General features: G+C 72.4%; 20 protein-coding genes and 1 pseudogene. 4 read left to right on the top strand and 17 right to left on the bottom strand.

The window, feature by feature from the left end:
• The first annotated feature begins 46 nt into the window (after window positions 1–46).
• Window positions 47–328, top strand: coding sequence for a hypothetical protein (locus ABZ340_RS14300; protein WP_358782061.1), 282 nt, complete (start codon window positions 47–49; stop codon window positions 326–328).
• Between the two features lie 83 nt (window positions 329–411).
• Here ABZ340_RS14300 and der read toward each other — a convergent pair whose 3' ends face one another.
• The 5 genes from der to aroH all read right to left on the bottom strand — a co-directional run bounded on the left by der (window position 412) and on the right by aroH (window position 4,857).
• Window positions 412–1,890: a ribosome biogenesis GTPase Der gene (gene der / locus ABZ340_RS14295; protein ID WP_358782060.1), complete on the bottom strand. Its 1,479-nt coding sequence runs from the start codon at window positions 1,888–1,890 to the stop codon at window positions 412–414.
• A 59-nt stretch (window positions 1,891–1,949) separates the two neighbouring features.
• Window positions 1,950–2,552 carry a lysophospholipid acyltransferase family protein gene (locus ABZ340_RS14290; protein WP_358782150.1) on the bottom strand — a complete coding sequence of 201 codons (603 nt, stop codon included), beginning with the start codon at window positions 2,550–2,552 and terminating at the stop codon, window positions 1,950–1,952.
• 53 nt (window positions 2,553–2,605) lie between these two features.
• The gene (cmk, locus tag ABZ340_RS14285; RefSeq protein WP_358782059.1) at window positions 2,606–3,301 is read right to left on the bottom strand and encodes a (d)CMP kinase; all 696 of its coding nucleotides are present in this window, start codon (window positions 3,299–3,301) and stop codon (window positions 2,606–2,608) included.
• 111 nt (window positions 3,302–3,412) lie between these two features.
• On the bottom strand, window positions 3,413–4,498 hold the full coding sequence (locus ABZ340_RS14280; protein ID WP_358782058.1) for a prephenate dehydrogenase: 1,086 nt from the start codon (window positions 4,496–4,498) through the stop codon (window positions 3,413–3,415).
• Window positions 4,495–4,857, bottom strand: coding sequence for a chorismate mutase (gene aroH, locus ABZ340_RS14275; RefSeq protein WP_358782057.1), 363 nt, complete (start codon window positions 4,855–4,857; stop codon window positions 4,495–4,497). Before aroH ends, ABZ340_RS14280 begins: the two co-directional genes overlap by 4 nt.
• A 254-nt stretch (window positions 4,858–5,111) precedes the next feature.
• Between aroH and ABZ340_RS14270 the strand changes: the two genes are divergently transcribed.
• Together ABZ340_RS14270 and ABZ340_RS14265 are read left to right on the top strand one after the other, a co-directional pair.
• Window positions 5,112–5,522: a Rieske (2Fe-2S) protein gene (locus ABZ340_RS14270; RefSeq protein WP_358782056.1), complete on the top strand. Its 411-nt coding sequence runs from the start codon at window positions 5,112–5,114 to the stop codon at window positions 5,520–5,522.
• A gap of 21 nt (window positions 5,523–5,543) precedes the next feature.
• Window positions 5,544–6,324, top strand: a pseudogene (locus ABZ340_RS14265) (nucleotidyltransferase domain-containing protein).
• On the opposite strand, the gene ABZ340_RS14260 reads toward ABZ340_RS14265, so the two are convergent.
• From ABZ340_RS14260 to ABZ340_RS14215, 10 genes are all read right to left on the bottom strand, one after another.
• Complete coding sequence (locus ABZ340_RS14260) at window positions 6,250–7,002, bottom strand: nucleotidyltransferase domain-containing protein (protein ID WP_358782055.1); 753 nt, start codon at window positions 7,000–7,002, stop codon at window positions 6,250–6,252. The pseudogene ABZ340_RS14265 and the gene ABZ340_RS14260 overlap by 75 nt on opposite strands.
• A gap of 154 nt (window positions 7,003–7,156) precedes the next feature.
• On the bottom strand, window positions 7,157–8,203 hold the full coding sequence (locus ABZ340_RS14255; RefSeq protein WP_358782054.1) for a pseudouridine synthase: 1,047 nt from the start codon (window positions 8,201–8,203) through the stop codon (window positions 7,157–7,159).
• A complete protein-coding gene (gene scpB / locus ABZ340_RS14250; RefSeq protein ID WP_358782053.1) occupies window positions 8,203–8,895 on the bottom strand; it encodes an SMC-Scp complex subunit ScpB in 693 nt (230 codons plus the stop codon). Before scpB ends, ABZ340_RS14255 begins: the two co-directional genes overlap by 1 nt.
• Window positions 8,892–9,950, bottom strand: coding sequence for a segregation/condensation protein A (locus ABZ340_RS14245; protein ID WP_358782052.1), 1,059 nt, complete (start codon window positions 9,948–9,950; stop codon window positions 8,892–8,894). Before ABZ340_RS14245 ends, scpB begins: the two co-directional genes overlap by 4 nt.
• Window positions 9,951–9,968: 18 nt before the next feature.
• Window positions 9,969–10,541: a hypothetical protein gene (locus tag ABZ340_RS14240; protein ID WP_358782051.1), complete on the bottom strand. Its 573-nt coding sequence runs from the start codon at window positions 10,539–10,541 to the stop codon at window positions 9,969–9,971.
• Window positions 10,526–11,662: a ParA family protein gene (locus ABZ340_RS14235; protein WP_358782050.1), complete on the bottom strand. Its 1,137-nt coding sequence runs from the start codon at window positions 11,660–11,662 to the stop codon at window positions 10,526–10,528. Before ABZ340_RS14235 ends, ABZ340_RS14240 begins: the two co-directional genes overlap by 16 nt.
• Window positions 11,663–12,072: 410 nt before the next feature.
• Complete coding sequence (gene ald, locus ABZ340_RS14230; protein WP_358782049.1) at window positions 12,073–13,197, bottom strand: alanine dehydrogenase; 1,125 nt, start codon at window positions 13,195–13,197, stop codon at window positions 12,073–12,075.
• A gap of 187 nt (window positions 13,198–13,384) precedes the next feature.
• Complete coding sequence (locus ABZ340_RS14225) at window positions 13,385–15,421, bottom strand: tetratricopeptide repeat protein (protein ID WP_358782048.1); 2,037 nt, start codon at window positions 15,419–15,421, stop codon at window positions 13,385–13,387.
• Between the two features lie 219 nt (window positions 15,422–15,640).
• Window positions 15,641–16,267 (bottom strand): NUDIX hydrolase, encoded by a 627-nt coding sequence (locus ABZ340_RS14220; RefSeq protein ID WP_358782047.1) that lies wholly within the window; start codon window positions 16,265–16,267, stop codon window positions 15,641–15,643.
• Between the two features lie 124 nt (window positions 16,268–16,391).
• Window positions 16,392–18,056: a CTP synthase gene (locus ABZ340_RS14215; RefSeq protein WP_358782046.1), complete on the bottom strand. Its 1,665-nt coding sequence runs from the start codon at window positions 18,054–18,056 to the stop codon at window positions 16,392–16,394.
• 540 nt (window positions 18,057–18,596) lie between these two features.
• Here ABZ340_RS14215 and ABZ340_RS14210 point away from each other — a divergent pair.
• The gene (locus ABZ340_RS14210; RefSeq protein ID WP_358782149.1) at window positions 18,597–20,399 is read left to right on the top strand and encodes a glycoside hydrolase family 15 protein; all 1,803 of its coding nucleotides are present in this window, start codon (window positions 18,597–18,599) and stop codon (window positions 20,397–20,399) included.
• A gap of 57 nt (window positions 20,400–20,456) precedes the next feature.
• Here the strand turns inward: ABZ340_RS14210 and ABZ340_RS14205 are convergent, their stop codons facing one another.
• A complete protein-coding gene (locus tag ABZ340_RS14205; RefSeq protein WP_358782045.1) occupies window positions 20,457–22,073 on the bottom strand; it encodes an NAD(P)/FAD-dependent oxidoreductase in 1,617 nt (538 codons plus the stop codon).
• Between the two features lie 10 nt (window positions 22,074–22,083).
• A complete protein-coding gene (locus ABZ340_RS14200; RefSeq protein WP_358782148.1) occupies window positions 22,084–23,520 on the bottom strand; it encodes an APC family permease in 1,437 nt (478 codons plus the stop codon).
• Between the last annotated feature and the right edge of the window lie 19 nt (window positions 23,521–23,539).

The raw sequence follows: 23,539 nt of genomic DNA, 5'->3' as shown, positions 1-23,539 counted from the left end.
CGGCACCCGGCCGCATCCCTTCGTGCCCGGGGTCGTTTGGACATACGTGCACGCATACGACGTTTCCCACCGCCAGGGTGGCCCCTCGGCCACGCCGATCTACGACGCGCTCTACGCCGAGTACGTCAGGTCCTTCCGTGCCCTGCCGGGCGACCGCAGCGGCGAGGAGGAACTGGGATTCACCGCCTTCCGGAGCATCCCCGCCGGCAGGGGCTCGTACAGTGCCTACAGCGCCGGGGCCCACAGCGCCCGCCGCGCGCAGCAGTCGCCCTGGCAGCGCGTCGGCGCCCATCCCGCGCTGCCACCGGCGCCCCGCACGGGCACCTGACAGGACATGCGGAAGAGGGCGGTTCCCCCACGGGGAACCGCCCTCTTCCGCTGCTGCTTCCGCTTCCGTCTCCGGAAGGACTTCTACTTCTTCTTCGCGCCGCGCTTCTCGCGCACCCGCACCGAGAGGTGGATCGGCGTCCCCTCGAAGCCGAACTCCTCGCGCAGGCGGCGCTCGATGAAGCGCCGGTAGCCGGCCTCGATGAACCCGGTGGCGAAGAGCACGAACCGCGGCGGCTTGGTGCCGGCCTGGGTGCCGAACAGGATGCGCGGCTGCTTGCCGCCCCGGATCGGGTGCGGGTGGGCGGCGACCAGCTCGCCGAGGAACGCGTTCAGGCGGCCCGTCGGCACCCGGGTCTCCCAGCCCGCCAGGGCCGTCTCGATCGCCGGGACCAGCTTCTCCATGTGGCGCCCGGTGCGCGCCGAGACGTTCACCCGCGGAGCCCACGCCACCTGGCCGAGCTCGGTCTCGATCTCCCGCTCCAGGTAGTAGCGGCGCTCCTCGTCGAGGGTGTCCCACTTGTTGAACGCCAGGACGATCGCGCGGCCCGCCTCGACGGCCATGGTGACGATCCGCTGGTCCTGCACCGAGATCGACTCCGAGGCGTCGATGAGGATGACGGCGACCTCGGCCTTCTCCACGGCGGCGGCGGTGCGCAGCGAGGCGTAGTAGTCGGCGCCCTGCTGGAGGTGGACCCGCTTGCGGATACCGGCGGTGTCGACGAACTTCCAGGTCACGCCGCCCAGCTCGATCAGCTCGTCGACCGGGTCGCGGGTGGTGCCCGCGAGCTCGTTGACGACGACGCGCTCCTCGCCCGCCACCTTGTTCAGCAGGGAGGACTTGCCGACGTTCGGGCGGCCGATCAGGGCGATGCGGCGCGGGCCGCCGACGGCGGTGCCGAAGGTCTGCGCCGGGGCCTGGGGCAGCACCTCCAGGACCTTGTCCAGCATGTCGCCGGTGCCGCGGCCGTGCAGCGCGGAGACCGGGTGCGGCTCGCCCAGGCCCAGCGACCACAGGTACGCCGCGTCGGCCTCGCCGCTGGGGCCGTCCACCTTGTTGGCGCACAGCACCACCGGCTTGCCGGCCTTGCGCAGCAGCCGTACGACGGCCTCGTCGGTGTCGGTGGCGCCGACCTTGGCGTCCACGACGAAGACGACCGCGTCGGCGGCCTCGATCGCGTACTCGGCCTGGGCGGCGACGGAGGCGTCGATGCCGAGGACGTCCTGCTCCCAGCCGCCGGTGTCGACGACCTTGAAGCGGCGGCCCGCCCACTCGGCCTCGTAGGTCACGCGGTCGCGGGTGACGCCCGGCTTGTCCTCGACGACCGCCTCACGGCGGCCGATGATCCGGTTGACCAGGGTCGACTTGCCGACATTGGGGCGGCCGACGACGGCGAGGACGGGCAGCGGGCCGTGCCCGGCCGCCTCGATGGCGCCCTCGACCTCCTCGATGTCGAAGCCCTCTTCCGCGGCGAGCTCCATGAACTCCGCGTACTCGGCGTCGCCAAGCGCCCCGTGGTCGTGCTCCTCGCCCGAGCCCTCGGAGTGGATGTCGTCGTTCATGAAGTCCGTACCTCGTTCATCGTGGTGATCGGTGGAAAACCCCTGTACCGGGTGATCCACTACTCAAGTGTCGCCCGGCGCCCGGTCAGGTGCCTGGCGTTTTCCAGGTGCGCGGTGAGCTGCTTCCGGATGCGTTCGGTCGCCTCGTCCAGCGCCGTGCGGGTGCGCCGCCCGCTGCCGTCGCCCGCCTCGAAGGGGTCGCCGAAGACGACGTCGATGCGGGACCGCAGGGGAGGCAGCCCCTTTATCAACCGCCCGCGCCGCTCGGAGCTTCCCAGCACCGCCACCGGGACGACCGGCGCGCCGCTGCGCACGGCGAAGTAGGCGAGCCCGGCGCGCAGCGAGGCGAAGTCGCCCTCGCCCCGGGTGCCCTCCGGGAAGATCCCGAGGACCCCGCCGGCCGACAGCACGTCCAGCGCCCGCGTGATCGCCGTGCGGTCGGCGGTGGCGCGGTCCACCTTCAGCTGGCCGATGCCGGTCAGGAAGGGGTCGAGCGGGCCGACGAACGCCTCCTTCTTGATCAGGAAGTGCGTCGGCCGGGGCGCCACGCCCATGACCATGGGGCCGTCGAGGTTGTGGCTGTGGTTGACGGCGAAGATCACCGGGCCGGTCGCGGGCACCTTCCAGGCGCCCAGCACGCGCGGCTTGAACAGCCCGTACATCAGGCCGACGCCGATGCGCCGCCCGACCTCGGCGCCCTTTTCGGACGGAAGGCTCACTTCCCGGCCCGCTTCTCCTCGACGAGCGTGACGACGCACTCGATGACCTGCGGCAGCGTGAGGTCGGTGGTGTCCACCTCGACGGCGTCGTCCGCCTTGGCCAGCGGCGAGGTCTTGCGGCTGGAGTCGGCCTGGTCCCGCTTGATCAGCGCCTCGCGGGTGGCGGCGACGTCGGCTCCCTGGAGCTCGCCGCTGCGGCGGGCGGCGCGGGCCTCCGGGGAGGCGGTGAGGAAGATCTTCAGGTCGGCGTCGGGCAGCACGGTGGTGCCGATGTCGCGGCCCTCGACGACGATGCCGGTCACCGCGGAGGCGGCGATCGCCCGCTGGAGCTCGGTGATCCGGGTCCGCACCTCCGGCACGGCGCTGACCGCGCTGACCTTGGAGGTGACCTCCTGGGTGCGGATCGGGCCGGAGACGTCCACGCCGTCGACCGTGATGGTCGGGTCCGCCGGGTCGGTGCCGGAGACGATGTCCGGCTTGCCGGCCGCGGCGGCGATGGCGTGCGGGTCGTCGGTGTCGATGCCGTTGGTCACCATCCACCACGTGATCGCCCGGTACTGGGCCCCCGTGTCCAGGTAGCTCAGGCCGAGCTGCGCGGCCACGGCCTTCGACGTGCTCGACTTGCCCGTGCCGGAGGGGCCGTCGATGGCGACAATCACGGGCTGGGCGGTCCGGGCGGCGCCGTTTTCCACGGGGGGACACCTTCCTGGTGCGGTGCGGTGGGAGTGTGCGGGGCACGATCGCGCCCCGCACAAGGTTACTGGCAACGCGGAGGCCCTATGACAAACACGTGATCGGCCGGATCACTGCCGGATGGCCCAGCCCCGCTCCCGCAGGGCCGCGGTCAGCCCGGCGGCCGCCTTCGGCTCCACCATCAGCTGCACCAGACCGGCCTGCTGCCCGGTGGCGTGCTCGATCCGTACGTCCTCGATGTTGACCCCGGCCCGTCCCGCGTCCGCGAAGATGCGGGCCAGCTGGCCGGGCTGGTCGTCGATGAGGACGGCCACGGTCTCGTAGACGCGCGGGGCACTGCCGTGCTTGCCGGGGACGCGGACCTGGCCGGCGTTGCCGCGGCGCAGCACGGCCTCGATCTCGGCGGTCCCCTCCCGGCGCTTGTCCGCGTCGGAGGACTGCAGCGCGCGCAGGGCCCGCACCGTCTCGTCCAGGTCGGCGGCGACGTCGGTGAGCAGGTCGGCGACCGGTCCCGGGTTCGCGGACAGGATGTCGATCCACATCCGCGGGTCGGAGGCGGCGATCCGGGTCACGTCCCGGATGCCCTGCCCGCACAGCCGTACGGCGGCCTCCTCAGCGTGCTCCAGGCGGGCCGCGACCAGGCTGGAGACCAGGTGGGGCATGTGGGAGACGAGGGCGACGGCGCGGTCGTGGGCGTCGGCGTCCATCACCACGGGCACGGCCCGGCAGTGCGAGACCAGTTCCAGGGCGAGGTTGAGGACCTCGGTGTCGGTGTCCCGGGTGGGGGTGAGCACCCAGGGGCGGCCCTCGAAGAGGTCGGCGGTGGCGGCGAGCGGGCCGGACTTCTCACGGCCCGACATGGGGTGGGTGCCGATGTAGCGGGTCAGGTCCAGGCCGCGGGCCTCCAGCTCGCGGCGCGGGCCGCCCTTGACGCTGGCCACGTCGACGTAGCCGCGCGCCGCCCCGCGCCGCAGGGCGCCGGCGAGCACGTCGGCCACGTGGGCCGGCGGAGCGGCCACGATCGCGAGGTCGACCGGCCCGTCCGGGGCCTCGTCGGTGCCGGCGCCGAGCGCCGCCGCCGTACGGGCCTGCTCGGGGTCGTGGTCGGCGAGGTGGACGACGACGCCGCGCCGGGTCAGGGCGAGGGCGGCGGAGGTGCCGATGAGGCCGGTTCCGATGACGAGTGCGGTTCTCACTGGGCGATGTCCTTGCGCAGGGCCGCCGCGGCGCCCAGGTAGACGTGGGCGATCTCGGAGCGGGGCTTGTCCGACTCGATGTGCGCGAGGACGCGGACGACGCGCGGCATGGCGCCCTCGACGTCCAGCTCCTGGGCGCAGATCAGCGGTACGTCGGTGATGCCGAGCTTGCGGGCCGCGGCGGCCGGGAAGTCGCTGTGCAGGTCGGGCGTGGCCGTGAACCAGACGCTGATCAGGTCGTCGGCGGTCAGGCCGTTGCGCTCCAGGAGGGCGGTGAGCAGGGCCGCCACCTGCTCGTCCATGTGGCCGGCCTCGTCTCTCTCCAGTTGGACGGCGCCCCGGACCGCTCGTACCGCCACGGCGTGCTCCTTGCTGACGTGCGTATCGGCTCTTGGTCCGTCCAGCCTAGTCAGGCGGCCCACGGGCGGTGTGCGGCGCCCGCTCGCTGAGACGCCGGCGCTCTTCCGCCGTGCCGTGCTCCTCCCGCGCCCCAGGGGTGCTTTCGTCCGCCTCCTCCAGGTTGCTTCCGCTTCACTCGCTTCGATGCCAAGATGCTCCCCCGGTCGGCATATCTCCCTTCTCATCTCCCTTCTCACCCCCTCGGAGTGACGACATGACCCACCCCCCGACGCGGCGCACGGTCCTCATGGCGACGGGAGCCGCGGCGCTCCTGGCGGGATGCGGCGGCTCCGGCGACGGCTCCTCCGGCGAGACGGCCGCCGGGGCGGCCTCCCCGGGCCGGGAACTGGCGAAGACGGCCGACATCCCGGTCGGCGGCGGCACGGTGTTCAAGGACGAGCAGGTCGTGGTGACCCAGCCGCGGGAGGGTGACTTCAAGGCGTTCTCGGCGATCTGCACCCACCAGCGCTGCCCGGTGGCCAACGTGGAGGCCGGCACCATCAACTGCACCTGCCACGGCAGCAGGTTCCGGATCACGGACGGCTCGGTGGCGAACCCGCCGGCGACCCGGGCCCTGCCCGAACGGAAGATCACGGTGGAGGGAAATTCCATCCGCCTGGCGTGAGGGACCACGTACGCTCCCGGCATGCATCCCCAGACCCTGGTGCGCGACCACACGATCTACGCCTGCGTCATGGGGTCGCGTGCCTTCGGTCTGGCGACGGACGGCAGCGACACCGACCGCCGGGGCGTGTTCCTCGCCCCCACCGCCCTCTACTGGCGCTTCGACAAGCCGCCGACGCACGTCGAAGGGCCCGCCGAGGAGCAGTTCAGCTGGGAGCTGGAACGCTTCTGCGAGCTGGCCCTGCGCGCCAACCCGAACATCCTGGAGTGCCTGCACTCCCCGCTCGTGGAGTACGCCGACGACACCGGCCGGGAACTCCTCGCCCTGCGCGAGGCGTTCCTCTCCCGCCGGGTGCACGAGACGTTCACCCTCCCCCACGCTCGGCTTCGCTCGCGCGGGCGGTACCCCCATCGCCCACGGCCAGCGCCGCAAGCTGGAGGCCCACGTCCGCGCCCACGGGGTCCCGCGCTGGAAGCACGCCATGCACCTGCTGCGCCTGCTGACCAGCGCCCGCGACCTGCTGCGCACGGGACGGCTCACCCTCGACGTCGGCGGCCGTCGCGAGCCGCTGCTCGCCGTCAAGCGGGGCGAGGTCCCCTGGCGCGAGGTCGAGTCCCGGATGACCCGCCTGGAGCGGGAGGCCGAGGAGGCCGTCCGCCGCAGCCCCCTGCCCGAGCTGCCGGACCGGCGCCGCGTCGAGGACTTCCTGGTCCGCGTCCGCCGGGCCTCAGCCCTCCAGCCGGGCCCGTACGACGAAGGCGTGCAGGGCGTCGTGGGCGGACGGGGCTCCGGGGAGCGCTGACGCCTCCTGCGCCGCGTCCAGCACGGTGTGCAGCCGCTCCACGTCGGCCCGCACGCGCGCGTGGCCGACGTCGGCCGTGCCGTGCTCCCGTTCCGCCTTCGCCTCGATCAGCTCCGGCAGGTACCCGGGCGCCTCGGCGACCTGGCCGGCGAGCGTGGGCAGGTGGGCCTGTACCTCGCCGCTGCGCATCAGGTGGATGCCGGTGAGCAGCACCCGGAAGGTGTACAGCAGCGGCTTCAGCTCGCCGGTCCTCTCGAACAGCCGCCACTGGGTCCGGGCGAAGCCGCGGTAGTGGTGGGCGTGGTGGCCGGTGAGGACGCCCGGCGCGAGCGCGGCCAGCTCCCGGTGCGCCTCGCTGGCGTGCACGACCAGCGGCGACAGCAGCTGCTCCAGCACATAGCCGTTGCGGCGCAGCATCAGCCGTACGAACTTGCGCAGGTCGTGCGTGACCAGGTCCATCTCGACGCCGTCGCGCACCCACATCCGCGACCGTGTCTCCTCCGGCTCGCGCAGCCCGACGAGGTCGGCGGCCGGCAGCAGGTGGACGCCGCGCAGGTCGACGTCGGAGTCGCGGGACGGGAAGCCGTAGAGGTGGGCGCCCGAGACGGTGGCGAACAGGACCGGGTCGGGCTGCTCGGCGACCACCGGGGCCAGGTCGAGGGCGAGGGCGTCGATCATCGCCCAAGCGTCCCAGACGGGCCCGGGCGCCGGCCGCCCGCCCCTGGGGGCGGCGAGGCCCGGGAGACCGGACGGGCGGACCGGTCTCCCGCGGGCCGGACCTCCTGGAGGCCGGCCTCCTTACACCTCCTGGAGGCCGGCCTCCTTACACCTCCTAGAGGTCGACCTCCTTCATCAGCATCCCGACCTCGGTGTTCGACAGCCGCCGCAGCCAGCCCGACTTCTGGTCGCCCAGCGTGATCGGGCCGAAGGCGGTGCGGACCAGCTTGTCGACGGGGAAGCCCGCCTCCGCCAGCATGCGGCGCACGATGTGCTTGCGGCCCTCGTGGAGGGTGACCTCGACCAGGTAGTTCTTGCCGGTCTGCTCCACGACCCGGAAGTGGTCCGCGCGCGCGTACCCGTCCTCCAGCTGGATGCCGTCCTTCAGGCGCTTGCCGAGGTCGCGCGGGATCGGGCCGACGATGTGCGCGAGGTAGGTCTTCCGCACGCCGTACTTGGGGTGGGTCAGCCGGTGCGCCAGCTCGCCGTGGTTGGTGAGCAGGATGACGCCCTCGGTCTCGGTGTCGAGGCGGCCGACGTGGAAGAGGCGGGTCTCCCGGTTGGTGACGTAGTCGCCGAGGCACTGCCGGCCCTCCGGGTCCTCCATGGTGGAGACGACCCCGGCGGGCTTGTTGAGCGAGAAGAACTGGTACGACTGAGTCGCCACGGTCAGGCCGTCGACCTTGACCTCGTCCTTCTCCGGGTCGACCCGCTTGCCCTGCTCGGTGACGATCTCGCCGTTGACCTCGACGCGGGCCTGGTCGATCAGCTCCTCGCAGGCCCGCCGGGAGCCGTAGCCCGCGCGCGCGAGGACCTTCTGGAGCCGCTCGCCCTCCTGCTCGGCGCCCGGGAAGGTCTTGGGCAGCCTGACCTCCTTGCGGCCCGCGTACCGGTCCCGGTTGCGCTCCTCCATCCGCGTCTCGTACTCGCGCGAGCGCGCCGGGGCGCTGCGGCCCCGCCCGCCCGGCTTGGCGCCGCCGCGGGCCGCGCCGCCGCGCCCGGCCTTCGGGCCGTCCTTGGTGGCGCCGGGGCCCACGTCGTAGCGGCGCTCCTCGGGGCGGGGCTTGCGGGGGCGGCCCTGCCCCTGCTTCTGGTCCCTGTTGTTGCCGGCGCCGCGGTGGTTACCGCGCCCGCCGCTCTTGCCGCTACCGCTGCTTCGCATCAAAGTTCCGTCGTCGTCGTGTCTGTCGTACTGGGCATGTTCGTCGCGGGACCGCCGTCCGGGTCCGGGGCGTCCGGATCGAACGACGGCACGCCTTCCTGGGTCTCGGCCTCGATCGCCTCCGCCTCCGGGAGGAAGGGCGCGAGCTGAGGGAGCTCGTCCAGACCGCGCAGGCCCATCCGCTCCAGGAAGTAGTTCGTCGTCCTGTACAGGATCGCACCTGTTTCGGGTTCCGTGCCCGCCTCCTCGACCAGACCCCGCTGGAGGAGGGTGCGCATCACGCCGTCGCAGTTCACGCCGCGCACCGCGGAGACGCGGCTGCGGCTGACCGGCTGCCGGTACGCCACCACCGCCAGCGTCTCCAGCGCCGCCTGGGTGAGCCGGGCCTGCTGCCCGTCCAGGACGAACCGCTCGACGGCGGGGGCGTACTCGGCCCGGGTGGAGAACCGCCAGCCGCCCGCGACGTACCGCAGCTCGAACCCGCGCCCCTGCGCGGTGTACTCGTCGGCCAGCTCCCGCAGCGCGTCCGCGACCTGCCGCCGGGGCCGCTCCAGGATCTTCGCCAGGTGCTCCTCGGCCGCGGGCTCGTCCACGACCATCAGGACGGCCTCCAGGGCGGGCTTGAGCTCCAGGCCGGCGACGGCCCGCAGCCCGGCCGGAAGCCCGGCGGCGGCCTCCTTCTCCTGTCTCACGCCTTCTCCTCCTCCTTCTCGGGCCGCCCGGACCGCTCCGGCTGCTCGGGCGGCCGGTCGAACTCGTCGGTCACCAGGGGGGCGGTGTCCCCGTCGCCGCCGGTCCAGCGCACCCGCAGCTCCCCGAGCGCGGTCTCCTGCTCCAGCGCCACGGCCTTCTCCCGGTACAGCTCCAGCAGGGCGAGGAAGCGGGCGACGACCGTCAGGGTGTCGTCGGTGTCCTCGACGAGGGCCGGGAAGGCGGCCTCGCCCAGCTCCTTCAGCCGGGCGACGACGATCCGCGCCTGTTCCTGCACGCTGACCAGCGGCGCGTGGATGTGGTCGACGTACACCTGCGGCTCGGGCCGGGGCTGCATCGCCTTGACGGCGAGCCTGGCCAGGCGCTCCGGCCCGATGCCGAGGACGACCTCGGGGAGCAGCTCGGCGTAGCGCGGTTCGAGTCCGACGGTCCGCGGGTACCGCCGGGCCTCCGCGTCGAGCCGCTCGCTGAAGATCTCCGCGATCCGCTTGTACGCGCGGTACTGCAGCAGCCGCGCGAACAGCAGGTCGCGGGCCTCCAGCAGGGCCAGGTCGGTCTCGTCCTCCACCTCGGCGGCGGGCAGCAGCCGGGCGGCCTTCAGATCGAGCAGGGTGGCCGCCACGACCAGGAACTCGGTCGTCCGGTCCAGGTCCCAGTCCGGCCCCATGGCCCTGATGTGCGCCATGAACTCGTCGGTCACCTGGGACAGCGCGACCTCGGTGACGTCCAGCTTGTGCCTGGAGATCAGCTGGAGCAGCAGGTCGAAGGGGCCTTCGAAGTTGGCGAGCCGCACCCTGAAGACGCCGTCGTCCCCGTCATCCGGCCCCGGCTTCGTATCCGGCTCCCCGGGGGCGGCGGACCCGGCGCCGGCCGGGGGCCGCGCGGCGGCCGGCGCGGGCGGCGCGGGCGGCGCGGTTCCGGGGCCGGGCTCGGCCGGCGGCGTCACCCGCGCGGCCCCCGGCCCCCGTCCCAGTGCGCGCCGGCGGCCGGCCGGGCCGGAGGAGGGGGCGGGGGCGGGGGTTCCGTACGAGGTCATGGCCCCCGCAGGCTACCGCTACCGCCCGCGCAGCCGCCGTACGAGGATGCTGGCGTCCCCGCGGGTCTCCAGGTCGGCGAGGACCACGGCGACCGCCTCGCGGACGATCCGGCCGCGGTCGACGGCGAGCCCGTGCTCGCCCCTGAGGACCAGGCGGGCGTGCTCCAGGTCCATGAGCTCCTCGGCGGAGACGTACACGGTGATCTTCTCGTCGTGCCGCTCCCGGCCGCTGGGGCGGCGGGTGGCGGTCCGGCCGCGCTTGCGGGGCTGGGCGGCGGCCGCGGCGGAGGCAGAACCTTCCTGCGCCACACCCGCGCGCCGCGCGGAGCGCTCGGTGCCGCGGGCGCGCGACTCGCCGGCTCCGGCCGGGTCCGCGTCCGCCGCGACGTGCTCGGCGCCTTCGCCGTCACCGCCCCGCGCGGGCACCGCCTGCGGTGCGTCCTCGGCGGCCGCGGGGTCGGTCTCCCCCGCCGGCGCCGGCACCCGGGCGTCCCCGTTGGCCTGGCGTCGCGGGGTGGACGGCTGCAGCGCCGTTCCCCCTGTCGTACGGAAGAGTTCGTCGGCCCCCGGCAGACTCACTCGGCGTGACACCGGGCGAGCACCTCCCTGGCGAGCTGGCGGTAGGCGGCGGCGCCGACGGAGTTGGAGGCGTAGGTGGTGATCGGTTCACCGGCGACCGTGGTCTCCGGGAAGCGGACCGTGCGTCCGATGACCGTGTGGTAGACGTGGTCGTCGAACGCCTCGACGACCCGCGCGAGCACCTCACGGCTGTGCACCGTGCGCGAGTCGTACATCGTGGCGAGGATGCCGTCGAGCTCCAGGTCGGGGTTGAGCCGCTCCTGGACCTTCTCGATGGTCTCCGTCAACAGGGCGACGCCGCGCAGCGCGAAGAACTCGCACTCCAGCGGCACGATCACCTTGTGGGCGGCCGTCAGGGCGTTGACCGTGAGCAGGCCGAGCGAGGGCTGGCAGTCGATCACGACGTAGTCGTAGTCGGGCAGCAGCGGCTTCAGCGCGCGCGCCAGCGACGACTCGCGGGCGACCTCGGAGACCAGCTGGACCTCGGCGGCCGACAGGTCGATGTTGCTGGGCAGCAGGTCCATGTTGGGGACCGCCGTCTTCAGCAGCACCTCGTCGGCCGACATGCCCCGCTCCATGAGCAGGTTGTAGACGGTGAGGTCGAGCTCCATCGGGTTGACGCCGAGGCCGACCGAGAGCGCGCCCTGCGGGTCGAAGTCGACGAGCAGCACCCGGCGCCCGTACTCCGCGAGCGCGGCGCCCAGGTTGATGGCCGACGTCGTCTTGCCGACGCCGCCCTTCTGGTTGCACATCGCGATGATCTTCGCGGGGCCGTGGTCGGTCAGCGGGCCCGGGATCGGGAAGTACGGCAGCGGGCGCCCGGTCGGGCCGATGCGCTCCCGGCGCTGCCGGGCCGCGTCGGGCGCGAGCGTGGCCGCGTACTCGGGGTCCGGCTCGTACTCGGCGTCGGGGTCGTAGAAGTGCCCCTCGGGGATTTCCTCGTAGTCGGCGAAGTGGTTGTGGGGGGCGCCACTTCCGTCGCCGGCCATGGCGTTCACGTGTTGGCCATCCATGCTCTGGTGTGCTGACTGAGTCGCCCCTGACATCTGGTGACTCTGGTGGGCTGCGAAGGTGCGCACAGCGACGGAGCCGACAGCCTCGTACCGCCCAGGGACCTGGCCCCGCGCAGGCATTCCTGGTTGACCACCCCCGGGAGTAAATGTCGACTCATTCACAAGTCGTCTTACCTCCTTGGTGACCAGGAAACTTCTAGACAGGTCAGCGTGGCACCATGCCGACGGTTGGCGACTCTATGGCGTGTCGGCGGTTCGCAGCAACACAATCCGCCGGACCCGGCCTGATGTGTCGGCAATGAAACATCCCTCTGTCAAGGGCGTACGGCCGTCGCACAGCAGGTTTCACCGGTGTGCGAATCGGCTCAAGGGGTGCGTTCGAGGCGAGTTGCCCGAGAATCGCGAAGTGACCATACACACACCCGGCCGGACCTTGTGGGACAAGGTCCGGCCGGGTGCGTGAGGTTGACGGCACGTGTTGACGTATCGCCTTTTACTGGTGACGACTTGACCGGAGACCGGCCGGCGGGTCAGCCGAGCAGGGAGGACAGCTCCACGTGCTCCAGGCCGTGCGCCTCGGCGACCTCCTTGTAAACGACCTTGCCGTCGTGGGTGTTGAGGCCCTTGGCGAGCGCGGGGTCGCGGCGCAGCGCCTCGACCCAGCCGCGGTTGGCCAGTTCGACGATGTACGGCAGCGTCGCGTTGGTCAGCGCGTAGGTGGAGGTGTTCGGCACGGCGCCCGGCATGTTGGCGACGCAGTAGAAGACCGAGTCGTGGACCTGGAAGGTGGGCTCGGCGTGCGTGGTCGGGTGCGAGTCCTCGAAGCAGCCGCCCTGGTCGATCGCGATGTCGACAAGGACACTTCCCGGCTTCATGCGGGACACCAGCTCGTTGGTGACCAGCTTCGGGGCCTTGGCACCCGGGATGAGGACGGCGCCGATGACGAGGTCGGCCTCCAGGCAGGCCTTCTCCAGCTCGAAGGCGTTGGAGACGACGGTCTGGATCTTCGTACCGAAGATCTTGTCCGCCTCGCGCAGCTTGTTGATGTCCTTGTCGAGCAGGGTCACGTGGAAGCCCATGCCGATGGCGATCTGCGCGGCGTTCCAGCCGGAGACGCCGCCGCCGATGACGACGGCCTTGCCGGCCTGCACGCCGGGGACACCGCCGGGCAGGACACCGCGGCCGCCGGCCGCGCGCATCAGGTGGTAGGCGCCGACCTGCGGGGCCAGGCGGCCCGCGACCTCGGACATCGGGGCGAGCAGCGGCAGGGCGCGGCCGGGCAGCTCGACGGTCTCGTAGGCGATCGCGGTGGTGCCGGACTCCAGCAGGGCGTCCGTGCACTCCTTGGAGGCGGCCAGGTGCAGGTAGGTGAAGAGGGTCTGGTCCTTGCGGAGGCGGTGGTACTCCTCCGCGACGGGCTCCTTGACCTTCAGCAGCAGGTCCGCGGCGGCCCAGACCTCGTCGGCGGTGTCGAGTATCTGCGCGCCGGCGGCGACGTACTCGGCGTCCGTGATCGACGAGCCGACACCGGCGCCGCGCTCGATGACCACCTCGTGGCCATGGCGCACCAGCTCGTTCACGCCGGCGGGGGTGATGGCCACCCGGAACTCGTTGTTCTTGACCTCGCGGGGAATGCCGACCTTCACGTCGATCACGGTCCTTGGCTCAGAGAATGGGGCTATGACAAGACATACCCAGGCGCACGGGGCACACCGGGAGAGACCGCAGGAGAAAGTGCGGCAGAGCCAGTCTAATGAAGGTGTTCCCGCTGTCTAGCCTTTCATTGCACCAATCTTCAGCGGATGCACTACGGATTTCGCAGGCGTTAGGGCCGTGTTCCGGTCATGCGTCGGGGTCAGGGGCCCCGGACGGGGGTTCCTGGAGCTCCTCGCCGAGCATCCGCTCGGCCGTGCTGCGGTGCAGCCCGGCCGCCGTGGGGTCGCCGAGGTGGTCCAGGGTGTCGGCCAGCCGCAGGTGCAGCGCGGCCTGGAGCCGTACGTCGTCGGCGCGGCGGGCCCACTCGACCGCCTCCTGGCAGGTGCGCAGCGACTCCTCGAAGCGCCCGGCGTACTCCTGGACGCGGGCCAGCTCGCTCAACGCCCGCGCGTGGGCGGCCACATCGCCCGCCCTGCGGTGGCCGGCGATCGCCGCGCGCCAGTTGCGCAGCGCCTCGCCGTAGCGGCCCGCGTAGGTGTGGGCGGTGGCGATCCGGCCGTACAGCCGGGCGGCGTCGGCGCGCTCCTCGCGGGCGAGCCGCTGGGCGAGGGCGCGGCCGAACCAGTCGGCGGCCCGGTCGTAGTCGCCGAGCTCCAGGTGGGCGCCGCCTACGGATTCCATCGCGCGGCCGGTCGCGTACGGGTCGTTCGCCTCCCTTCCGGCGTCCAGCGCGGCCCGGTAGCGCACCAGGGCGTCGGCCGTGCGGCCGGTGCGGGCGTCGAGGTCGGCCAGGTTCAGCAGGGCGGCGGCCTTCTCGCGGGGCAGCGCGCGCCGCTCGGCGACGTCGAGGACGAGCCGGTGGACGCCGTACAGGTCGGGCGCCGCTGCCTGGGTGCCGATGTGGGCCACCATCGTCCGCACCAGCTGGGACATCAGGCGCCGGGCGAGGGTGTCCAGCTCGCCGTCGGCGACCGCGAGGCGGGCGGCGGCCAGCAGCGCGGGCCGGCGCAGCCGCAGCCACTCGGCGGCGGCCCGCGGTGTGGGGAAGCGCACCGCGGGCGACATGCCGAGGAGCTTCTCGCGGGCCTGCGGACTGTCCGTCTCGGTGATCGCCCGGCAGGCCTGGAGCAGCCGTACCGTCCGCTCCAGCATGCGGGCGCGGGCCAGCCGGAGCTCGGCGGGCCGCTCGTGCCGCTCGGCGAGGGCCAGCAGCAGGGGGTGCAGGCAGCCGGGGACCTCGTACTCGGGCAGCGGGGAGTCCACCGCCCGCAGCAGGCCGAGGGCGACGAAGTCGTCCAGGGTGGTGCGGGCGCCGTTGACCGAGCAGCCGGCGAGCGCGGAGGCGGTGTGCGGGTCGACCAGGCCGGCCGGGGCGAGGGCGAGCAGGCGCAGTATCCGCGCGGCGGGGCTGGGCAGGGAGGCGTGGACGAGGTGGAAGACGCGGCTGAGCGGGGTCCCCTCGCCGTCCTCGGCCCGCAGGTGCTTGGCGAGGTCGGCGACGGCCGCCTTGGGGCGGGCGGCGAGCCAGCCGCCGGCCAGGACGAGGGCGGCGGGCTGGCCCTGGCACTCCTCGGCCAGGCCCTCGGCGGCCCGGGGGTCGACGGTGACGCGGACGGAGCCGATGCGCCGGGAGATCAGCTCGACGGCCGACTTGGTGTCGAGGCCGCCGAGGGTGCACGGGCGGACGTCGGCGATGCCGGTGAGCGGGCCGCCGGAGACGGCGACGGCCAGGCAGTCGGGGGCGTCCGGCAGCAGGGCGTCGACCTGCTCGGCGTCGGCGGCGTCGTCGAGCAGGAGCAGGACCCGGCGGCCGGCCAGGGCGGTGCGCAGGGCCTCGGAGAGGACGTCCGCGTCGGCGCCGGCCGGGGTGGGCCGGTCCAGCGCCGTGAGCAGTTCCCGGGCGGCATGCTCGACGGGCACGCGGGTGCCGTCGGGCTCGCTCAGCCGGACCCGCAGCACGCCGTCGGGGTAGCGGTGGGCGACCTGGCGGACGAGTTCCCCGGCGAGCGCGGTGCGGCCCGAACCGGGCCGGCCGGCGATGAGCAGCACGCGCGCGCGGGGGGCCTTGCGGCCGGAGAGGGTGTCCAGGCCGGCGCGCTCGATGTCGGCGCGCAGTTCCTTCAGCTCCCGGGTGCGGCCCAGGAAGCCGCTCGCCCCGGCGGCGTCCCCGGCAACATCGCCCGACAGCCGCACGCCGTCCGTGTCCACCGCCTGATCCGTCACGGGCCACACTCCCGGTCCCACCGCACGCCGACGCCCGCCGGAACTCCGGCACGGGCGTTTTTCCGAGCCTAGTTCACCCTCTGCTACGGGCCGGGAGGAGCACGGCGGGCATGGCGGGCACGTCCCCCGATCGGATCAGCCGATCGTCATACCGGGAGCGTCATGACGGGAGCGCCATGGCGGAGACGGGGAGGGCACACGGCCCTCCCCGGAACGGCTTCAGTCCTCGAAGGGACGGGCCGGCCACGGCGCCCGGGCCGGGCGCAGCGCGTCGAGCCCGTCGCCCTGCCGGGCGGCGACCAGGGAGAGGACGCCCACCACGAGGCAGTTGTTCTGCAGGTCGCCGGCGAGCACCCCGCGGACCAGCTCCGCGACGGGGACCCGCTCCAGCTCCATGTCGGCCTCTTCGTGCTCGACCTCGAACCGCTCGCCCTCGGCCTCGGACAGCCCCCTGGCGAGGAAGATGCGCACGGCCTCGTCACAACCGCCGGGTGTGGTGTAGACGTCGGTCAGCACCCGCCAGTCCTCGGCCTTGACGTGGGCCTCCTCGTACAGCTCGCGCTGGGCGGCGTGCAGCGGGTTCTCGCCGGGGACGTCGAGCAGGCCGGCCGGGATCTCCCACAGCTTCCGGCGCACGGGGTGCCGGTACTGGCGGATGACCAGGACGCGGTCGGCGTCGTCCAGGGCGAGCACGGCGACGGAGCCGGGGTGGACCTGGTAGTCGCGGGTCACCACCGTGCCGTCGGGCATGACCACGTCGTCGGTGCGGACGGAGGTCTTGTTGCCCCGGAAGGGGACGTCCGTCGCCCGGATCTCCCACTCCTCGTGGCTGTCCTTGATCGTCATGCCTGTCCTTCCAGACCCTTCCGGACGTACAGAAGTCCTGCGCACGAGCACGTCACGTGCACGAACGCAGCCGGGGTGCCCGTCTTCCGAAGACGGACACCCCGGCCACCGTACAACCGTCGCGTTACTTGGCGATCTTCCGCCCGGCCTGCTGCCGCTCCACGGCCGCCTTCACCAGTCCGGCGAACAGCGGGTGCGGGCGGGTCGGACGCGAGCGCAGCTCCGGGTGGGCCTGCGTGGCGACCAGGTACGGGTGGACGTCGCGCGGGTACTCGACGTACTCGACGAGCTTGCCGTCCGGGGAGGTGCCGGAGAAGACGATGCCGGCCTTCTTCTCCAGCTCCGCGCGGTAGGCGTTGTTCACCTCGTAGCGGTGGCGGTGCCGCTCCTCGATGTACTCCTTGCCGTCGTAGACCTCGCGCACGATGGAGCCCTCGGCCAGCTTGGCCGGGTACATGCCCAGGCGCATCGTTCCGCCCATGTCGCCCTCGCCGGCGACGATGTCGAGCTGCTCGGCCATGGTGGAGATGACCGGGTGGGCGGTGGCCGGGTCGAACTCGGTGGAGTTGGCGTCGGTGATGCCGGCCAGGTTGCGCGCGGCCTCGATCACGATGCACTGCAGGCCCAGGCACAGGCCCAGCAGCGGGATCTTGTTCTCGCGGGCGTACTTGATCGCGCCGACCTTGCCGAGCACACCGCGGTCGCCGAAGCCGCCGGGGATGCAGATGGCGTCGACGTCGCCGAGCTGCGCCTTGGCGCCGGCCGGGGTCTTGCAGTCGTCGGAGGTGACCCACTTGATCTTGACGCGGGCGCGGTTGGCGAAGCCGCCGGCGCGCAGCGCCTCGGTGACCGACAGGTAGGCGTCGGGCAGGTCGATGTACTTGCCGACCAGGGCGAGGGTGACCTCGTGGTCGGGGTTGTGGACGCGGTCGAGCAGGTCGTCCCAGGTCGTCCAGTCCACGTCGCGGAAGGGCAGGTCCAGCTTGCGGACGACGTAGGCGTCCAGGCCCTCGGCGTGCACGACCTTCGGGATGTCGTAGATCGAGCGGGCGTCGGGGCAGGCGACGACGGCGGCCTCGTCGACGTCGCACATGAGCGAGATCTTGCGCTTGATCGCCGTGGGTACCTCACGGTCACAGCGCAGCACGATCGCGTCCGGCTGGATGCCGATGTTGCGCAGGGCGGCGACCGAGTGCTGGGTGGGCTTGGTCTTCAGCTCACCCGAAGGGCCGATGTAGGGCAGGAGCGAGATGTGCACCACGAAGACGTTGTCCCGGCCGACCTCGTGGCGGACCTGGCGGACGGTCTCCAGGAACGGCAGCGACTCGATGTCGCCGACCGTGCCGCCGACCTCCGTGATCACGACGTCCACCTCGTCGGTGGCCATGCGGCGGATGCGGTGCTTGATCTCGTTGGTGATGTGCGGGATGACCTGCACGGTGTCGCCGAGGTACTCGCCGCGCCGCTCCTTGGCGATCACCGTCGAGTAGACCTGGCCGGTCGTCACGTTCGCCGAGCCGTCGAGGTCGACGTCGAGGAACCGCTCGTAGTGGCCGATGTCCAGGTCGGTCTCGGCACCGTCGTTGGTGACGAACACCTCACCGTGCTGGAACGGGTTCATCGTGCCAGGGTCGACGTTGAGGTAGGGGTCGAGCTTCTGCATCACGACGCGCAGGCCCCGGGCCTTGAGCAGCATGCCGAGGCTGGAGGCGGTCAGCCCCTTGCCGAGAGAGGAGGCGACACCCCCGGTGACGAAGATGTGCTTGGTCGTCGAGGATTTGGGCGGCATGGCCAAGAGGGGGCTCCCGTGGTCGCTGTCTGGGGGTGCGGTGCGGCTTCCTGCCGGAGGTTTCCGGCGGTGCCGTCGCTGCGGTTCGGGGCTCCCCTGCGGTTGTTTCCTTCTGGGGGCGTCCACCGGTCCACGGGCTACCAGCGTATCAGCGCCGGAAGGCGATGGCTTCCGGCCACGCTCCGCGCACGCGCCGACACGGACGCGGGCACCGGCCGGGGGCCGCCCGGCGCTCATCCGTTCGGCGGGGAAAAGGTCGTCCGAAGCAGGATACGGATCGTCTGCGTGCGTCGTATCCTGCTCGGACATTCACCGCCGAGCCCGGCCGGCTGCGCGGCACCACCCCCCGCCCTCCCGCACCGGAACAACGAGAGCTCGTCGGTTCGTTGAGCAACAATTGTCTTTCGGCTTCACAGTGATTGGCTTCAGAGCCGATCGGCTGTTTTGCTTCATCGCTCAACGACGCTTTACAACCACCCCTTGACCGCACTAGCGACCGCCCCCTCGCGGGGTGACGTGGCCGTTCGACTGGAGTTGCACGTGGCCGGGCGCATCGAAGACTACGCACTCATCGGAGACATGCAGACCGCTGCGCTGGTCTGCCGGGACGGGACAGTCGACTGGCTGTGCCTGCCCCGCTTCGACTCGCACGCCATCTTCGCCGGCCTGCTGGGCACAGAGGAACACGGATTCTGGCGGCTCGGGCCCGCCCACGACGCGGACGCCCGCCCGCCGGCCGCGGACCGGCGCTCCTACCGCGGCGACTCGCTGATCCTGGAATCCGAGTGGGACACCCCGCACGGCACGGTCCGCGTGACCGATTTCATGCCCCCGCGCGACGGCGCTCCCCAGGTCATCCGCATCGTGGAAGGCGTCTCGGGCCGGGTGCCGATGCGGTCGGAGCTGCGGATGCGGTTCAGCTACGGGCGGGTGGTGCCGTGGGTGCACAAGCACGAGGGGCGCACGGTGGCGGTCGCCGGCCCGGACTCCGTGTGGTTCGACACGGACGCGGAGACCTACGGCCAGGAGCTGACCACCTACGCGGACTTCACGGTCACGCCCGGTGACCGGATCGCGTTCACCATCTCCTGGCAGCCCTCGCACAAGGGGGCGCCGCCGCTGCCGGAGCCGGAGCAGTCGCTGGAGGCGGCGGAGGAGTTCTGGCGCGAGTGGGTGGAGCACTGTACGTACCACGGCCCCTACCGCGAGGCCGTGATCCGCTCCCTGATCACGCTGAAGGCCCTCACCTACGCCCCGACCGGCGGCATCGTCGCCGCGCCCACCACCTCCCTGCCGGAGGAGATCGGCGGCGTGCGCAACTGGGACTACCGCTACACCTGGCTGCGGGACGCGGCGATCACCCTGTCCTCGCTGCTGCGCACCGGCTACCGCGAGGAGGCCCGCGCCTGGCGCGAGTGGCTGCTGCGCGCGGTGGCCGGCGACCCGGAGAACCTCCAGATCATGTACGGCATCGCCGGCGAGCGCGAGCTCGGCGAGGCGGAGCTGGACTGGCTGCCCGGCTACGAGAACTCCGCCCCGGTCCGGGTCGGCAACGGCGCCGCCCACCAGCTCCAGCTCGACGTGTACGGCGAGGTCACCGAGGCCCTGCACCTGGCCCACATGACGGGCCTGGCCCGCAACGACTACGCCTCGCTGCTCCAGCTGAAGCTGATCCGCTACCTGGAGGACCACTGGCAGGACCCGGACGAGGGCATCTGGGAGGTGCGCGGCCCGCGCCGCCACTTCGTGCACTCCAAGGTGATGGCCTGGGTCGCCGTGGACCGCACCATCAAGCTGATCGAGTCCGGTGACGCCGACGGCCCGCTGGAGCGCTGGAAGCAGCTGCGCGACGACATCCACCGGGACGTGTGCGAGAAGGGCTACGACAAGGAGCGCAACACCTTCACCCAGTCCTACGGCTCCCGGGAGCTGGACGCCTCGCTGCTGCTGATCCCGCAGATGGGCTTCCTGCCGCCGGACGACAAGCGGGTGATCGGCACCATCGAGGCGATCCAGCGGGAGCTGTCCACCCCGGACGGCTTCATCCTGCGCTACCCGACCGAGGGCGAGAGCGCGGGCGTCGACGGCCTGCCCGGCGACGAGGGTGCCTTCCTGGCCTGCTCGTTCTGGATGGCGGACGACCTGGCGATGATCGGCCGGGTGGACGAGGCCCGCCAGCTGTTCGAGAAGCTGCTGTCCCTGCGTAACGACCTCGGCCTGCTCGCGGAGGAGTGGGACCCGCGCCTCAAGCGCCAGGTCGGCAACTTCCCGCAGGCGTTCAGCCACGTGCCGCTCATCGACACGGCCCTGCGGCTGACGGCCTCGGGGGCGTACGGAGGCTGAACGGCGGTGTCCCGGCGGCCGTGGAGCACGGCCGCCGGGACACCGCCCGCCGCCGGGTCACCCCAGTGCGGCGATCACCTCCCGCGCCGCCCGCTCCCCTTCGGTGGCGCCGCCCTCCATGAACCCCTGGAAGTCGTACGAGCAGTGCTCGCCGCCGATGTGGACGTTGCCCTGCGCGACGCCCTCGTAGCCCGCGTACCGGTGCAGGTAGCCCACCGGCCAGTACGAATAGGCGCCCAGCGCGTACGGGCTCAGGTGCCAGGCGGACAGCTGGGCCCGGCCGGTCCAGGCCGCCGAGGTGCCGGGGAAGAACGCGTCGATCTCCTTGAGGTACGTCTTCGCCAGTCCGGCGACGTAGGGGTCGCTCTCGTACGAGAACGGCCCCGCCGGTGTCAGCGCCTTGGCGGGGCTGCCGCCGCCGTACTGGATGAGGATGCCGCCGGTGCCCGGCTGGACCTTGGTGGTGTCCCAGGTCTGCTGGACGCGGGCGTCGGTGAAGCAGTCGCCGGCCGAGACTCCCGGCCAGGGGCCGGTGCCCCGCCAGGGACGGGAGGCGAACTGCATGTTGAGCTTGGTGCAGTGCCCCATGCGGGCGTCCCGCAGCAGGCTGCGCATCCGGGGGTCGAACCCGGCCCGGGTCAGGTCGATCCGCTGGAGCACCGGCAGCGGCACGCACAGCACGGTGTGGTCGGCGGTGACCGTCCGCACCGCTCCCGCCACGCGGAAGGTGAGCGTCTGCGTGCCGTCGCCGTCCGCGCGCACGGCCTCCAGCGACCAGCCGTGCCGGATCGTTCCCTCCGGCAGGGCTCCGGCGATGGCGCGCGGGAGCCGGTCGTTGCCGCCGACGATGTGGTAGCGCTCGTCGGACAGGCCCCACACGTCGAAGTTGCCGGGATTGGTCTGGTAGCCCATCAGCAGCACCAGGGCGAGCGCGGACTGCTCGGTGGTGTCGGCGCCGTACTCGACGGCGTAGGCGACGTCGAAGAAGCGGCCCAGCGGGGAGTCGTGGCCGCCGGGGACGCGGGACTCGATCCAGTCGTACAGGGACATGGTGTCCAGGGCCGTGCCGGCCTCGGTGGTCCGGTTCCACTTCACCTCGCCCGCTTCCAGCAGGTCGCGGTGGAGGGCCTGGTAGACCTCCTTGAAGTCCTCGTCGGCCCGCTCGCGCGGGTAGTAGGCGCCGCCGAACCACAGGACTTCCTCGGCGCCGTTCGGGCCGCCGCCGAGGAAGTCCTCGACCGGCAGGGAGAAGCGGCGGCACAGCTGGAGCATCTTCTTGTGGCTGGTGTCGATCAGCTCCCCGCCGATCTCGGAGGTCTGGCCGTACGCCCAGTGGTCGCGCTGGGTGTGGATCCGGCCGCCGACGCGGTCGGGGTGGGCCTCGTACAGCGTGCAGGCGTACCCCGCGTCCTGGAGGGTGAGCGCCGCGGTGAGGCCGGCGATCCCGGCGCCCACGACGGCGATCCGGGGCGCCGTGGCGCCCGCGGCGGCGGACGCCGCGGGGACGGGGGCGGTGGCGGTGACGGCGGCGGTCGCCGCGAGGGCGGCGGCGCCTTTGAGCACCGAGCGGCGGCGCAGGCCCCGCGCCTCGGCCACGGGCAGGCCGAGACGGTGGGCGGCGGCGTGGTCGGCGACGAGGGTGCGCAGGGCGTGCAGGGCGTGCGTACGGGACACGGCGGCCTCCTCAGGCGCGGGCGGGGGCTTCCTTCACGTCGTCGTCCGTGCGTTCGGCCGCGTCCTCCAGGACGATCCGGCCGATGATCTCGTAGCGCTCCGGCCGCCGGGCCCGCAGGTACAGGCCGAGCCCGAGGCCGCCGAAGAAGACCAGCCCCACGATCCACGGGATGGCCTCGAAGAACAGGGAGCCGGCCGCCGTCCCGGCCGCGGTGTCCAGGTTCACCACCAGCAGCACCACCACCGCGGTCATGCCGATGCCGCCGAGCAGCGGGGCGGTGAGGGTGCGGAACCAGTGCCGGTCCTCGGGGTGGTGGCGGCGGAAGTAGCCGATCACCGCGAAGGAGCACAGGGTCTGCACGATGAGGATGGCCATCGTGCCGAGGATCGCCAGCAGGGTGTAGAGGTGGATGTACGGATCCTGCCCGGTCAGCCAGAACGCCCCGACCAGCGCGATCGCGATGGCCGACTGGACGAAGGAGGCGATGTACGGCGAGCCGTGCCGGGCGTGGGTGCGGCCCAGGGCCGGGTGCAGGAAGCCCTCGCGGCCGATGGCGTACAGGTAGCGGGCCGCGCACTGGTGGAAGGCCATCCCGCAGGCGAACGAGCCGGTGATCAGCAGCCACTGGAAGGCGTCGACCGCCCAGGCGCCGATGTAGGTGTGCGCCGGGTCGAAGAACAGGTCCAGAGGGCTGCTGCCGGAGGAGACCTCCACCGCGCCCTTCAGACCGTTCCCGGCAATGGTCATCCAGGACACGTAGATGTAGAACAGGCCGACCCCGACGACCGAGATGATCGTCGCGCGCGGGATGACGCGCTTGGGGTCGCGGGACTCCTCCCCGTACATCGCGGTCGACTCGAAGCCGACCCAGGACCAGAAGGCGAAGAACAGGCCGAGCCCGGCGGAGGCGCCGGTGAAGGCGTTCTTCGGGTTGACCGGCTCGACAGGGATGCCGTCCGGGCCGCCGCCGTGCAGCAGGACGGCGGTGGCGACGGCGAACAGGACCGCGATCTCGGCGACCAGCATCACGCCCAGCGCCTTCGCCGTCAGGTTGATGTCGAAGTACGACAGCACCGCGGTGACCAGCAGCATCGCCGCCGCGTACAGGACCCAGGGCAGGTCGGCGCCCAGCTGGTCGCGCACGGTGGTCTGCGCGAAGTAGGAGAAGACGCCGACGATGGACGCCTCGAAGACGATGTACGCCAGCACGGCGAGCATCCCCGAGGCCATGCCGGCGATGCGGCCCAGGCCGTGCGAGATGAAGCCGTAGAAGGCGCCCGCGGCGGTGATGCGGCGGGCCATGGCGACGTAGCCGACGGAGAACACCGTCAGGACGAGCGTGGCGAAGAGGTACCCGGCGGGCGCGCCGGTGCCGTTGCCGAAGCCGACCGCGATGGGCAGGTTGCCGGTCATCGCGGTGATCGGCGCGGCGGTGGCGACCGCCATGAAGACCACGCCCACCAGG

Source organism: Streptomyces sp. NPDC006134 (assembly GCF_040628835.1).
GTDB lineage: Bacteria > Actinomycetota > Actinomycetes > Streptomycetales > Streptomycetaceae > Streptomyces.
Note: the sequence above shows the minus strand (reverse complement) of the source record. Positions and strands in the feature narration are given on the sequence as shown.

Excerpts from the sequence above, each read along its gene's own strand:
- ABZ340_RS14200 (WP_358782148.1), bottom strand. The coding sequence starts at position 23,520 with ATGGCGGTCGCCACCGCCGCGCCGATCACCGCGATGACCGGCAACCTG.
- der (WP_358782060.1), bottom strand. The coding sequence starts at position 1,890 with ATGAACGACGACATCCACTCCGAGGGCTCGGGCGAGGAGCACGACCAC.
- ABZ340_RS14290 (WP_358782150.1), bottom strand. The coding sequence starts at position 2,552 with ATGTACGGGCTGTTCAAGCCGCGCGTGCTGGGCGCCTGGAAGGTGCCC.
- ABZ340_RS14235 (WP_358782050.1), bottom strand. The coding sequence starts at position 11,662 with ATGCCTGCGCGGGGCCAGGTCCCTGGGCGGTACGAGGCTGTCGGCTCC.
- ABZ340_RS14220 (WP_358782047.1), bottom strand. The coding sequence starts at position 16,267 with ATGACGATCAAGGACAGCCACGAGGAGTGGGAGATCCGGGCGACGGAC.
- ABZ340_RS14215 (WP_358782046.1), bottom strand. The coding sequence starts at position 18,056 with ATGCCGCCCAAATCCTCGACGACCAAGCACATCTTCGTCACCGGGGGT.
- ABZ340_RS14255 (WP_358782054.1), bottom strand. The coding sequence starts at position 8,203 with ATGCGAAGCAGCGGTAGCGGCAAGAGCGGCGGGCGCGGTAACCACCGC.
- ABZ340_RS14245 (WP_358782052.1), bottom strand. The coding sequence starts at position 9,950 with ATGACCTCGTACGGAACCCCCGCCCCCGCCCCCTCCTCCGGCCCGGCC.
- ABZ340_RS14260 (WP_358782055.1), bottom strand. The coding sequence starts at position 7,002 with ATGATCGACGCCCTCGCCCTCGACCTGGCCCCGGTGGTCGCCGAGCAG.
- ABZ340_RS14270 (WP_358782056.1), top strand. The coding sequence starts at position 5,112 with ATGACCCACCCCCCGACGCGGCGCACGGTCCTCATGGCGACGGGAGCC.